This is a genomic window from Roseateles sp. DB2, from assembly GCF_051857535.1.
Classification (GTDB): domain Bacteria; phylum Pseudomonadota; class Gammaproteobacteria; order Burkholderiales; family Burkholderiaceae_C; genus Roseateles_B.
This window is the reverse complement of the sequence record NZ_JBPZGY010000013.1, coordinates 84695-97649: the sequence shown is the minus strand read 5'-3', so window position 1 is coordinate 97649 and position 12955 is coordinate 84695. Positions and strand designations below refer to the sequence as shown.

Sequence of the window (12955 nt, the reverse complement as noted above, 5' to 3'; positions counted from 1 at the left end):
TGGGTCTGGTCGGCTGGCGCCGGCCGGACTGTCAAGGCGCCAGCACGATCCGGCAGAGCGCGAGAGTGGCCGCGTAGACGCCGCACAGCCCCGCCACGCAAGCGGCTGTCCCGGGCAGGCGCAGGGGAATGCAGGCCACCTGCAGGAGGGCCAGCACTGCCACCAAGGCCAGCAGGACAGGCACGCCGAAGGCGCCGGCCTGTGACAGCAGGATCAGATTCACGATGGCGAATCCGGCATAGGTGGTGGGGAGGCCGAGGTAGTTGCGGCCGCCACCATCCGTAGACACATTGAAATGGGCCAGGCGCACGGCCCCGAACAGCACCAAGGCCGCGCCGACGCCTGTGGAGGCCAGGCCGGGGGCCAGGGTCATCAGCATGACGGCCGGCACCACGTCGAAGTTCAGCAGGTCGGCCAGCGTGTCGAACTGAAGGCCGAATTGCCGGCGTGCACGGTGATCGGCGAAGAAGCGGCGCGCCAGCCAGCCATCCAGATGGTCAAGAATCGCGGCCAGGAAGACGAGGGCGACGCTCTGGTCGACATGCCGGGCAAAGGCCTCGTGCAGGGCCAGGATCCCGACGACCACATTGATCCCCGTGACCGCATTGGCCCCGTCAAGGTAGCGTCCCAGGAGGAACAGCTCGCGACGCGTGGTCTTGCTCATTGGTGGCTCCCTGGCTGGGCGAGTCGGCGCAGCGCTTCGTCGAAGCTGGTGTCGTCGGAGCACAGCACCATGCGCAAATGGTTGGCCACTTGATCGCCATACACGATCCCGGGCACGGTGGCGAGCCGGACGGCATGCAATAGGTGGTGGGCCACGCGCTCACCGACGGTGGCGCCGGGCGTGCCGGGCGCGCAGCGGGTCTGCAGGCCCGACACGTCCGGGAACAGGAACATTCCTCCCATGGGCATGCGGTTCCAGTGGAAGCCCGCCTCCGTCGTCAGCACTTCCATGGCCCGTCGGACGCGCTCGGCGATGCGGGCCCGCTGGCTGTCCAGCCAGCCATCCAGGGCGCTGTACTCCAGGACTCTCGCGGCAATCTGCTCGTACTGCCTGTTGACGCCCAGCAGCAGGTAGTCGTGGGCCTTGCAGGCCTGCTCGATCACTGCCGGCCGGCCGATCAGCCAGCCGATGCGCAGCCCCGGCATGCCGAACTTCTTGGAGAAGCTGTTCACCAGCAGCGTCCGCTCCCCCAGGGGATCGAAGGCTCGCGCGGGGAAATGCCGGCGCCCATAGGCCATGGAGTCATAGACCTCGTCGTGTATGAGCCAGGCATTGGCGCCGGCCACGGCATCCAGCAGCAGCGGCCACTCGGCGCTGTCAAGCACGTAGCCGGTCGGATTCTCGGGCGAGTTGATGACCAGGGCGCGTGCGCCCGCCAGTGACTTGCGCAGGCCGCTGTCGGCCTCAGCCAGGCTGCGGTACTCCTGCTCGGCGGGCGGGCGGCTGAAGCGAATGGGGCGGCGGCCCAGCGTGCGCAGTGCGCGGTCGTAGAGCATGTAGGACGGGTCGGAGACCGCGACTCCGTCGCCCGGAGTGGTGCAGGCCAGGAGCGCCAGTGACAGCGCCTCGACGCCGCCATGGGTCACCAGAATCTCACGCTCGGGGTCGATTTCCAGGCCATCACGCCGCCGGTACCAGTCGGCGATGGCCACCCGCAGGCGCAGCGCCCCGCGGGTGGTTTCATAGGATTTGACTGAGGCAAGAAAGGCTGCGAGCGACAGGTCTTCCTCGGCAATGGATGGGAGCAGGCCCTCGGGCGGGCCAAAGGCCGGTTCGCCGATGCTGAGGTTGACCACGGACGGATCGGCCTTGGCTGCCTGGGAAATCCCCTTGGATGCATAGGGGCCCATCTCCACCAGTGAGGCGTTGAGCGGAGGGCTCGTCATCTGGACTGCGGCGCTTGAGTGATGCATGGCATGCCCCGGTTGGCGATCAGGCGGTCACGATGGCGTCAGCCAGGCGTGCGGCGCGCTCGAGGTCGGGGGCGCGGTCAACTTCAACCCAGGGCAGCCCCGCGGCATCGACACAGGCGGTCTCGAAGCGATCGAAGGCGCGCTGGAACACCTGGTACAGCTGCATCGGGCCCGTGTGGTCGAGCTGCTTCAGCTCGCTCACGACCCAGGCACGCGCGGCGTCTCCCAGCTTCATGAAGCACAGCAGCTCGCCGAGGTCCCCGGGCATGCGCTCCAGACACCCGTGCTCGGCGAAGCGCAGGCGAACGGGCCTGCCCTCGTGGCCTTCCACCATGGTGTCTACGCAGGGGCTTGAACAGCTCGAATCCAGCGCGACGCAGATCTCTGCCGGACTTTGGGCCACCCGCCGCAGCACGGAGGGTGGCACCAGCAGATCGCCTTCGAAGTAGACGACTGGTCCGTGCTGGGCTGACAAGCCCAGCACGGCGCTCCGGTCCAGGTTGTGGCTGGCGTAGTTCGGGTTGTAGACCAGGTCCACCCGCTGGCGCCCCAGGCGCTGCAGCAGGAGTCGGGCCAGCTCCGGGGCCCCATGTCCGAGCACAAAGGACCCATCGCCCAATCCGGCGGCCTCCAGCAGATCCAGCTGGTAGTCGAGCATGCGGCGCTTGCCGACCGGCAGTGTGGCTTTGTGGCTGACTTCAGTCAGCGGTGAAAGACGGCTGCTGACACCAGCCATGAGGCATACAAGACGCATAGAGGGCTCTGGCCTTGAAGTGAATAGTGGATGGGATGGGGGCAAGGGAAGACGGAAGGCCGGCGGTGACCGAGGGTTCAGCAGGCCGCCCGCTGAAGCGCCGCGCACCAGCTGGCGCCTTGCGCGTGATTGACCACGACGGGGCCGCCGCTGAACCAGTCCTCGCGCAGGAAGGTGCCTGTGTAGAGGCCATCGAACACCAAAGGCCCCATGCAGATCATTCGGCGGCCCTCGCCTGCCCAGTGCGGCAAGTTGTAGGTCCACAGTCGCTCGATCAGGGTCTGGACGACCCAGGATTCGCGGCTGGCGAGGGCGGACTCCAGCGCCTGGCGCCAGGACTGCTCATCCAGCTTGCGGCCGAAGACGACGCCATTGCCGCACAAGCCAAGGCCTGGCTTGAGCACCAGCGACGCTCGCTCCTCGAGACACTGCGCCAGGATCTCTGGGCGCAGCACCTGGGTGCGCGGGACGTGCGCAGCGATCAATGCCCGCTCATCCGCGCTGAAGCTCGTGGCGTGCCGTGGGTCGGTGAGCAGAGCGAGATTGGCCTTGTTGTCATACAGGGCACATGAGGGTGGGGCGCTGATCAGGTCAATCAGTCCCCGCTCTTCGGCGTCGACCAGGCCGTCGATGAGGGCGGGGTCATGCGAGTGCATCAGTTGCTCCGCATACACATGATCGGAGTACACAAGGTCGATACGCCGGCCCTTGGCAAACACGCCCTCCGAGCGAATCACGACATCCCCGGGCTTGCCGGTGATGACGTCGAAGCCCGCACGCTGCGCCGTCGCGATGAAGTCCGGCCGCGCCCAGTTGTCATCCGGATCCTCCTTGGGGTCTGCGATCAGCTCCAGCATCACCCGATGACCCGGCACCCCCACTGTGGCGGCGCTCGCCATGAGCTTGGCAAAATGCGCCGCCATGTCCGGGGCTTCGACCTGGATGCCGTCGGCCTGCAGGCGCTGGCCCAGGGCGTCATTGCGGAATTCGGCCAGGTAGCGATCGCAGATGCCCAGGCCGCCGAGCGAGGGAGTGACGTTCATTTCGACGAGCTGAAAGCCGTCGTGGGTGAGCAAGGCGTCGGGTCTGGCAAACAGACGGGCCCTTTCCAGCAGCCGGGGCTTGCAGTACCGCGACAGCGCTGCCACGCGCTCCTCCGGCAGGCCCTGTGCGGCCAGCAGCTGGGTGGCGTCGCCATCGAACAGGCGATCCGGCAGTGAGTAGACGATCTTCAGCAGGGTGGCGCAGCGCTGTCCGATCTCGTCCACGATGCCGGGCCGGAACAGCGGGGGCGGGAAGGAGGCGCGCCACTCGGCCGGATGCAGGGCCTTCAGCCGCTCATCGAAACGCTGGGCACTCAGGAGGGGCGAACTGCCAGGCTCCTCGTGGTAGCGGGCATACAACGAAAGCGCGTGCTCATCCAGAAAATTTTGCATGGGAGAAGGCTGCGGCCGGAGATGGGAGGCGGGTGCTTGCGGCTTGCCCGCTTCGTCAAAACACGGATCAGTGCGAATAAATGGTTGAATGCCTTGATCAAAAAGTCCTGCCGGGGAATTGCATCACCAGGCGCAGTTGGGCAAGGCCGAGGCCTGCATCGCTGCCGCCCCAGGGGGCCAAGCTGGTCCACAGTCTGGACATCCCTGCGGCGCTCTCAGCGCATGGACGGACCCGAACCAAGCCGCGCCCACGGAGTGCTCCGAATGATCAGGGCCCTGGCGCCTGCGACTGCTGGGCCTGCCGATACGACACATGCTTGGAGCTTTGGATGCCGCCCGATGGGGCCGCCCCGTGTCCTCGCAGCGTGCCGGAGCGGTCGGACGATTGCAGATCTCTGAGGATGCTGTCGCGTCCGATGCAGGTTGCTGTGTCGCGTGGCCGCCAAGCCGGACGGGTTGCTCATGCCGGGCCGGGTGGCAGCCCTGTCAATGGGTCATGACGCTGGTGATCGTCCCACTGGGGATGTGTTTGTCCCCACCTCCGCCATATGACAAGCCCTCCGCCGGCATGTGCTGCCTTTGTTTCATTCTTACCCTCCTGCTGGAGCCCGTGCACCATACATGAAGTCTGGCTGAAATGGACCTGTCAAATAATGCAGGTATAGGAGGCGCTTTTTCGCAGGCAGCTGTGCAGCCCCCACTGCTGCCTTTGCTGGGCTGTGCGGTCCCCGGACGCTCTCTGGCAAGGCGGGTGCAGGCGCATGGGCAGGAAGGTGCGCCTGTGCGCAGGGCTGGCCTGCCGGCGATCCGGATTGGGTGGGCGGTGGTGCTCTGTCGCGCAGCGGTCGTGCGCTCGGGCGGGGCTCTGGGCCGTGTCGACGTTGCCTCAGCGAGCGGGGATGGCGCCGGGAACCCTTGCTGCCGGGTTCGCCCTCACTGCTCGCGACGAGGGCGCGGCGATACCCAGCAGGCGTCGCAGCCCGGGCACGGGCCGTGCCAGAAGGTAGACGACGACGCAGGCCAGGGCGGTGAGCGTGATCAGGAGCAGGGCCTCGATGCTGTCTGGCAGATGCAGCGGCTCCAGCAGGGCCGTCAGACCCACGATCACGCTCTGGTGCAGCACATAGGCGCAGAAGATGGCCGCGCCCAGGCCGGCACGCCAGGGGTGCTCGCGATCCAGGTGGTGCCGGGCCAGGCCCAGCATCGCCAGCAATGCGCTGCCCTGCATCAGGCCGTACAGCACGCGCTGTGTGTACAGCACGGCCGCGGGCAGCTCGCGGTGCTCGTAGTAGCCGAGGTAGGCGATGAAACCGGCCCAGCCCAGCAGGAAAGCGGCGAGAGCCGGCCAGCGCAGGCGCTCGGCCCAGGTCCACAGCGCCGGGGCCTGCGAGGCAGCCATCCAGCCCACCAGGAAGAGCCACAGCGAGGCGAGGTGGTTGCTCCAGTCCCAGGTGAAGTTGTGCGTGGTGGGAAAGAGGCTCAGCAGGCAGCGCGCGGCCATCAGCGGCAGGCACAGCCCCAGCAGCCACAGCGCCGCGCGCCGGCCCAGCAGACCGTTCTGCAAGACCTGACCCCAGCGCGCCAGTGGCCCGGCCAGGGCGGCGGCCAGCAGGCAGTAGCTCCACAGGTAGGGCAGGAACCACAGATGGTTCCAGGTGGGCAGGTCCAGGCATTTGTTGCCCTCGCAGAAGCCGTGGTAGGCCTGGAAGTAGAGGCCGAGGAAGTCCAGGTAGCTGCCCGCATAGCCTACTTTCTGCACCACCTCCAGATAGGGCTGGATGGGCACGACCACCGCCATGCCAAAGAGCAGGGGCCACAGCAGGCGGCTGCTGCGTTCACGTACGAAGCGGCTGCGGCTCTGCAGCTTGCCCATCAGCTGGCTGGCGGCCACCCCGCCGATCAGGAAGAGCAGGCCCATGCGCCAGGGGTTGCTCAGCAGCATGAAAGGCTCCACCGCGGAATGGATCTCCGGGTTCTTTACATGCCAGCCCCAGCTCACGTAGTACATGCCCACGTGATAGGGAATGAGCAGAGCGAAGGCGGCGATGCGCAGCCAGTCGATGAAGAGGAGGCGGGTGGGTGGCGTGTTCATGCGCGCATGGTGAGGGGGCCGGCCCGCCGCTCCCCGGCCCCTGGGGCGAGGCGCCGCATCGCTGGGGCGAAATGCTGGCGAGCGACCCGCGTCAGCGCATCCTGCCGCTGCGCAGTTCGCCGCCGGTGCCGCGCTGGGACAGGAGAAACCACCAGATGCTGCCCGCTTGCCGGGCGCTCAGCTGCCTCGTGGCCGCCTGCCGTCCACGTCGTCGGCCGCACGCCAGGCGCGGACGTCACCCACGTTCAGCGGATGCAGTGGGGCATCCAGCGCCTCTGTGGTCTGGCCATTGGTGCCGGGCGAAGGGCCAGGGCCTGGTCCGGTGGTGATGCTCCCGCCGCCACCGCAGCCACCTCGGCCGCCCACGCAGCCGTAGAGGGCGAGCATGAACAGCAGGGCTCCAGTCGGCGCCAGGCGCATGCCGTGTTTCTTCATCAAGCGGCCTCCTCGTGCGGCGCTGGGCCGCCTCCCTCCCTTTGTGTTCGGCGTCGAGCCGAGTGACCCGCCGGATCCTCGTCCAGAGGGCTGACCACAGGCCGCTCCCATATGCGTTCCTGACGAGCGTGGCGGGACAAACAGGCCCTGGCGTCGCAGGCCGAGGGCCTGCCGCCAGGAAAAGAAGGAGGAGGAATCCATGTCCTGGTTTGATTCGTACGGCTCCGTGCTGCTGTCCCTGCTGCTGGGTTTCGGCGGCGTTGGTGTCCTTGTGCTGCTGCTCTATGCCGCCGGCATCGTGCGCTACATCCCCAATGACCGCGTCGGCGTGGTCGAGAAGCTCTGGAGCGCCAAGGGCTCTGTGCAGGCAGGCCTGCTGGCGTTGGAAGGCGAAGCGGGCCTGCAGCCGGCGCTGCGTCGCGGCGGTTTCCACTTCTTCACGCCATTCCAGTACCGGGTGCACATCCATCCCATGGTCTCGGTGACGCAGGGCAAGATCGGCTACGTCTTCGCCCGTGACGGCCAGGACCTGCCCGCGGGTCAGACCCTGGCCAGCAATGCCGCGGTTGACGACTTCCTGGATGTGCGCAGCTTTCTTCAGAACGGTGGCCAGAAGGGGCCGCAGCGCAAGGTGCTGCGCGAGGGCACCCATGTGATCAACCCGGCGCTGTTCGTCGTGATGACCGAGGAGGGGACCTACGCGCTCAACATGGACGCGCACGAACGCAGCTACTACGAACGCATGCGCGGTCTGCTGGAGGAGCGCAAGGCCTTCTCACCCGTGGTGATCAAGGAGAAGAGCGGCAGCCATGACTCCGACCAACTGGCCGTGGTGACCGTGCAGGACGGCCCCGCGCTCTCGCGCGACGAGCTGCTGGCGCCTGACGTGGGCGACGCCCACAACAGCTTCCAGGAGCCCGAGCGCTTCCTGGGTGCCGGTGGACGGCGTGGCCGCCAGGAGCGGGTGCTGGTGGAGGGGACCTACTACATCAACCGCCTTTTCGCGACGGTGGAGTTCATCAGCAAGACCATCATCCCGGTGGGCTTCGTGGGCGTGGTCGTGTCCTACACCGGCGCAAGGGGCGAGGATGTCTCGGGCAGCGAGTACAGCCATGGCGAGCTGGTCAATGCCGGCTGCCGTGGCGTCTGGCGCGAGCCCCTGATGCCCGGCAAGTACGCCTTCAACACCTATGCCGGCAAGATCGAGCTGGTGCCCACCACCAACTTCGTGCTGATGTGGAAGAGCGGGGAGAGCGGCTCCAGCTTCGACTCCAACCTGCGCGAGATCACGCTGATCACCAAGGATGCCTTCGAGCCGCAGCTGCCACTGTCCGTCGTCGTGCACATCGACTATCGCAAGGCACCCATGGTGGTGCAGCGCTTCGGCAATGTGAAGCAACTGGTGGAGCAGACCCTGGACCCCATGGTGTCGAGCTACTTCAAGAACGTTTCGCAGACGCACACCTTCATCGAGCTGATCCAGTCACGCTCGGAGCTGCAGACCAATGCCTCTCGGGACATGCGCGAGCGCTTCCTGGCCTATTCGCTGGAGTTCCAGGAGGTGCTGATCGGCACGCCGCGCCCGCAGCCCGGGGACCACAAGATCGAGGCCATCATGGCCCAGCTGCGTGATCGCCAGATCGCCCGCGAGCAGGTCGAGACCTTCGCGCAGAAGGAGATCGCAGCCAACAAGCAGCGCGAGCTCAACGAGGCCGAGAAGCGCGCCGAGAAGCAGGCCGAGCTGACGGCCTCGCTGGTGGACATCTCCATCAAGGAGAACCAGGGCGCGGCTGCCGTGAAGGCCGCCGAGAAGCGCCGCCAGGAGATCGAGGCCCTGGCCCAGGGCGAGCGCTACCGCCAGGAGGCCGAGGGCCAGGGCCGCGCCGCCGCCATCCGCAGCGTGGGCGAGGCCGAGGGCTCGGCCATCCGAGCCCGCTCCGAGGCGCTGGAAGGCGAGGGCGCCGACAAGCAGCTGATGCAGACCGTGATGCTGCGCCTGGCCGAGGCCTTCGAGACGGCCCGCGTGCCCCTGGTGCCGCAGATCCAGCTGGGGGGCGGGGCGGAGGGGGGCAATGCCTTCTCCACCCTGCTGGGCCTGATGACGGCGCTCAAGGCGCGCGAGCTCGAGAGCGGGCCTGCCGCCGCTCAGCCGCGCAGCTGATCGCGGTAGTTGCGGGAGACCCGCAGCTGCTGGCCCCCCCGCAGGGTCAGCAGGGCCTCACCATGCGGCAGGGCCTCCAGGCTCTCGATGTGGGCCGGGTTGACCGCATGGCTGCGGTGGATGCGCAGGAGCTGGCCCGCCACCGCCGGATGCTCAAGGAAGGCGCTGAGGGTGCGCCGTTCCAGGTAGCTGTGGGGCGGGGCGTGCAGCTCGATGTAGTTGTCCGCCGCCGACACCCACTGCAGCTCGGCCAGGGGCAGCTTGATCAGGCGACCCTGGCGTTGAACCAGCCAGTGGCCGGTGGCTGGTTGCAGCTGCTGCAGTGCCGCGATCAGGCCGCCGCGCGCACTGGCGGCCGCGGGCTGGGCGGGGTGGAGCCGGCCCTGCAGTCGCTGCAGGGCCGTGGCCAGGCGCTCGGGGCTGCAGGGCTTCAGGAGGTAGTCCACCGCATGCAGCTCAAAGGCCTGCACGGCGTGCTGGTCGAAGGCCGTGCAGAAGATCACCGGCAGCCGCTCCGGCAGCTGCAGGGCCAGGTCCAGGCCACTCTGGCCGGGCATCTGGATGTCCAGGATCAGGGCCTGGATGTCGGGGTGACGGCGCAACTGCTCCAGGGCCTCCTCGCCATCGCTGGCCTCGCCCACCCATTGCACTTGCGCATGCTCGGCCAGCAGGCGGCGCAGGCGGGCACGCGCGGGCGGCTCGTCGTCGACGATCAGCAGCTTCATGCCTGGCCCTCCCGTCGGGGCAGCTGCAGACGCAGCAGGGTGCCGCCCTGGTCTGGGCCTATCCAGAGCTGCGCTGCCTCGCCATAGGCCATGCGCAGGCGCTCGCGCAGATTGCTCAGGCCCAGGCCACCGGCGCGCGCTACCTGCTCGGCGCTGACGCCGCTGTTGCGGATCTGGACCTGCAGGCCGTCCTGCCGGAGCTGCGCATGCAGCGAGACCTCGACGGCACCGCGGCTCAGGGCCACATCGTGCTTGACGGCGTTCTCCACCGGGTTGAGCAGCAGCAGCGCGGGCAGCTCCCAGGCCTCGGCGCCCGGCTCAAGCTCAATGTGCACCTGCAGGCGTTCCCCGAAGCGGGCCTGCATGAGCGCCAGATAGGGCTGGACCAGGGCCATCTCCTCGGCCAGGGTCTGCCAGCCGCGCTGCTGCGCCGAGAGCGAGGCGCGCAGCAGGTCCGAGAGCTGGCACAGCAGGCGATCGGCGCGGTTCACGTCCTCGTGCATCACCGAGGCGATCAGGTTCAGGCTGTTGAAGAGGAAATGCGGCTGCAGTTGCTCGGCCAGCCGGGCCAGTTGGGCCTGGGCCAGCTCGGTGCGCATGCGGGCCATCTCCAGGGCTGTCCGCTGGCCGCGCAGATGCACCCAGAGGGCGTGGCACAGCAGCACGTTGGAGACGTAGAAGACCAGGTCCTTGGCCGCCTCGTAGCCCAGCACCTGCCAGGCGTTGCCGGGGTCGTAGCTGACTGGCGTCAGCGCATAGACCGCGAAGCGCAGGCCGAACATGCCCACGACGTGCAGCAGGGTGTAGGCCGCATAGCCCAGTGCATGCCGCCCGAGCAGGACGCCCATGCCGCGGCCCAGGCTGGCGCGATGCCAGCGAAAGATGGGCGGCAGCAGGAGGGCCACGACCAGCACCGAGCTGAATTCCCACAGAAAGGGCTCCCAGGGATGCTGTCTGCCGTTGCGCAGGTAGTGCTGCAGCTCGGCCAGCGCGAAGAAGGTGGCGACGCCGGCCAGCAGGCCGGCGTAGATCCACCAGAAGCGGCGGGGCAGCAGAAGGGCATCGGACTCGGGCATGGGCTCTCACGATAGCAGCGTGCCAGGTCTTGCCAAGGCGGTTCATCCCAGGAGGCGGCCGTTCCGCCCCAGGGCCTGCGGGGCAGGCCGCGCGTAGACTGCGCGCAGTATTGCAGCAGTAGGACGAGAGATGAAGAAGATCTGCATTGTGGGCATGGGTGCCATCGGCGGCTGGGTGGCGGGGCATCTGGGCCATCGCCTGGGCAGCGAGGTGGCGCTCAGCGCCGTGGCACGGGGCGCCACGCTGGCAGCCCTGCGCGCGCAGGGCCTGCGCATGGACACCGTGATCGACGGCAGCCTGCAGCGCCTGACCGTGCCGGTGAACGCCGTCGAGCGCCCGGAGGACCTGGATCCGCAGGACCTGGTCGTGCTGGCCGTCAAGGGCCCGGCGCTGGCCGAGGTGGCGCCCCTGGTGCAGCGACTGCTGGGGCCCGAGACCCGTGTGCTGGTGGCCATGAACGGCGTGCCCTGGTGGTTCTTCCAGCAGCTGGAAGGACCCTGTCAGGGCCTGCAGCTGCAGTCGGTGGACCCGGCGGGTCGAGTCGCGCGCATGATTCCTGTGGACCGCGTGATCGGCTCCGTCGTGCATGCCAGCTGTGCCACGCCCGAGCCCGGCCTCGTGAATCACGTGATGGGCATGGGCCTGATCCTGGGAGACCCGGCCGGTGGTGAACCGGCCCACATCCAGGCGCTGGCAGCGCTGTTCCAGCGTGCGGGCTTCAATGCCACGGTGTCCCCGCGCATCCAGAAGGACATCTGGTACAAGCTCTGGGGCAATATGACCATGAACCCCATCTCGGCCCTGACCGGGGCGACCTGCGATCGCATCCTTGATGACGAGCTGGTACGGGGCTTCGTGAGCGCCGTGATGAAGGAGGCCTCGGCCATCGGTGATGCCATCGGCTGCCCCGTGGGCCAGACGCCTGAGCAGCGCCATGAGGTCACGCGCAAGCTGGGCGCCTTCAAGACGTCCATGCTTCAGGACGTCGAGGCGGGCCGGAAGATTGAACTCGACGCGCTGGTGACCGTGGTGCGCGAGATCGGACAGCACATGGGCCAGGCCACGCCCAGCATCGATGCCATGCTGGGCCTGACGCGGCTGATGGCCCAGACCCGTGGGCTGCTGTGACGCTCAGACGGGCTGAGCCTGCAGGCGCAGCCCCGGTTTGAGTCCCAGCTCCTCGATGAGCCCGCTGCGCAGCTCCAGGGCAACATGGGCGCCCGGGCAGGCGCTCATGCGCCAGGGCCGCAGCGCCCGGACGCACTTGAGGATGCTGCCCTGCCTGTCCAGGTAGACCACGTCCAGCGATTGCCGCATGCCCAGCATGTGCACGCTGTTGCAGGGGGCGATCCACAGGCCGGCCGGCGCGTCCTGCAAAGGTCCGTGGAACAGCAGGCCCCGTGCGCGTTCCCACCAGCGCAAGGCCAGGCCGATGCGCACGTGGGTGGGCAGGCCCTGCAGGTGCAGGCGGGCTTCAGGCCAGCGCATTCAGATGCCCGACTGCATGAACTTCATGACGATGGGGAAGCCCAGGACGATGAAGGTGCAGGGAAAGATGAACATGATCAGCGGGCCCAGCATCTTCACAGGTGCCTCCATGGCCAGCTTCTCGGCACGCAGGAATCGTTCGGTGCGGCGCTGGTCGCTCTGGGCGCGCAGGATGGGGCCCAGGCTGGAGCCCATCAGCTCGCCCTGGATCAGCGCACTGACCAGGCTGGAGATCGGGGCGTAGTCCAGGCGGTCTGCCATGGCGCGCAGTGCCTCGACACGGGGCTTGCCGCCGCGGATCTCGCGCAGCACGCGGTTGACTTCCACCATCAGGGGCCCGGGCGGGCATCGGTCCACGGCCTTCTGCAGGGCACCGGTCAGGTTGAGGCCGGATTCGACCGACAGCGTCACGATGTCCAGGAAGAAAGGCAGGGCCTTGAGCAGGGCGAGATTGCGGATCTTGGTGTGGTCACGCAGCCAGATGTCGGGGTAGTGAAAGCCCAGCAAGCCTCCAATCACCGCGCCCATCATTCCTCCGCCCTTGCCGGCCAGGATGATGCCGATGCCCGCAAATGCCAGCGTGGCGAGCCACTTGCCGGCGTAGAACTGGTGCGGTGTCAGGGCGTAGTCCTGGCCTGCTCGCCTCAGCTTGGCCTGGCAGGACTGTATCCGTGCCTCGCTCAGGACGAAGCCGAAGCTGTTGGCCAGGATGTTGATCACCGGCCAGACAAGCTGGAAGCCGCGTGGGGGCTTGTCCCGGTACTGCGTGTTGGCGCCGCCCAGCTCGGCATAGAGCCGGTACAGCGCGTAGCACAGCAGCAAGGTGGCGAGGCCGGAGAAGGCAGCGAAAAGGTAGACCAGGGACATGGC

At 67.8% G+C, this 12955-nt stretch carries 12 protein-coding genes; 2 read left to right on the top strand and 10 right to left on the bottom strand.

The annotated features are described in order from the left end of the window. Positions 1-31: 31 nt before the first annotated feature. The 6 genes from ACS5PK_RS17910 to ACS5PK_RS17885 form a co-directional block, all read right to left on the bottom strand. Positions 32-664 carry a CDP-alcohol phosphatidyltransferase family protein gene (locus tag ACS5PK_RS17910; protein ID WP_439441619.1) on the bottom strand — a complete coding sequence of 211 codons (633 nt, stop codon included), beginning with the start codon at positions 662-664 and terminating at the stop codon, positions 32-34. Then, a complete protein-coding gene (locus ACS5PK_RS17905) occupies positions 661-1890 on the bottom strand; it encodes a pyridoxal phosphate-dependent aminotransferase (protein WP_439441618.1) in 1230 nt (409 codons plus the stop codon). Before ACS5PK_RS17905 ends, ACS5PK_RS17910 begins: the two co-directional genes overlap by 4 nt. A gap of 46 nt (positions 1891-1936) precedes the next feature. Further along, positions 1937-2653: an NTP transferase domain-containing protein gene (locus ACS5PK_RS17900; RefSeq protein ID WP_439441617.1), complete on the bottom strand. Its 717-nt coding sequence runs from the start codon at positions 2651-2653 to the stop codon at positions 1937-1939. A 95-nt stretch (positions 2654-2748) separates the two neighbouring features. Beyond that, positions 2749-4107: a hypothetical protein gene (locus tag ACS5PK_RS17895; protein WP_439441616.1), complete on the bottom strand. Its 1359-nt coding sequence runs from the start codon at positions 4105-4107 to the stop codon at positions 2749-2751. Positions 4108-4993: 886 nt separating this feature from the next. Next, positions 4994-6199: an acyltransferase family protein gene (locus ACS5PK_RS17890; RefSeq protein ID WP_439441615.1), complete on the bottom strand. Its 1206-nt coding sequence runs from the start codon at positions 6197-6199 to the stop codon at positions 4994-4996. Between the two features lie 177 nt (positions 6200-6376). Further along, positions 6377-6634 carry a hypothetical protein gene (locus tag ACS5PK_RS17885; RefSeq protein WP_439441614.1) on the bottom strand — a complete coding sequence of 86 codons (258 nt, stop codon included), beginning with the start codon at positions 6632-6634 and terminating at the stop codon, positions 6377-6379. Between the two features lie 199 nt (positions 6635-6833). Between ACS5PK_RS17885 and ACS5PK_RS17880 the strand changes: the two genes are divergently transcribed. Next, a complete protein-coding gene (locus ACS5PK_RS17880) occupies positions 6834-8795 on the top strand; it encodes an SPFH domain-containing protein (RefSeq protein WP_439441613.1) in 1962 nt (653 codons plus the stop codon). Here ACS5PK_RS17880 and ACS5PK_RS17875 read toward each other — a convergent pair. Both ACS5PK_RS17875 and ACS5PK_RS17870 read right to left on the bottom strand, forming a co-directional pair. Further along, positions 8780-9520, bottom strand: coding sequence for a LytR/AlgR family response regulator transcription factor (locus ACS5PK_RS17875; protein ID WP_439441612.1), 741 nt, complete (start codon positions 9518-9520; stop codon positions 8780-8782). The two genes, ACS5PK_RS17880 and ACS5PK_RS17875, sit on opposite strands and share 16 nt — an antisense overlap. Further along, complete coding sequence (locus tag ACS5PK_RS17870; protein WP_439441611.1) at positions 9517-10596, bottom strand: sensor histidine kinase; 1080 nt, start codon at positions 10594-10596, stop codon at positions 9517-9519. Before ACS5PK_RS17870 ends, ACS5PK_RS17875 begins: the two co-directional genes overlap by 4 nt. A 130-nt stretch (positions 10597-10726) precedes the next feature. On the opposite strand from ACS5PK_RS17870, the gene ACS5PK_RS17865 reads away from it, so the two are divergent. After that, positions 10727-11725, top strand: coding sequence for a 2-dehydropantoate 2-reductase (locus ACS5PK_RS17865; RefSeq protein WP_439441610.1), 999 nt, complete (start codon positions 10727-10729; stop codon positions 11723-11725). A 3-nt stretch (positions 11726-11728) separates the two neighbouring features. Here the strand turns inward: ACS5PK_RS17865 and ACS5PK_RS17860 are convergent, their stop codons facing one another. Beyond that, positions 11729-12085, bottom strand: coding sequence for a DUF192 domain-containing protein (locus ACS5PK_RS17860; protein WP_439441609.1), 357 nt, complete (start codon positions 12083-12085; stop codon positions 11729-11731). Then, positions 12086-12952 carry a type II secretion system F family protein gene (locus ACS5PK_RS17855; protein WP_439441608.1) on the bottom strand — a complete coding sequence of 289 codons (867 nt, stop codon included), beginning with the start codon at positions 12950-12952 and terminating at the stop codon, positions 12086-12088. Positions 12953-12955 lie beyond the last annotated feature (3 nt).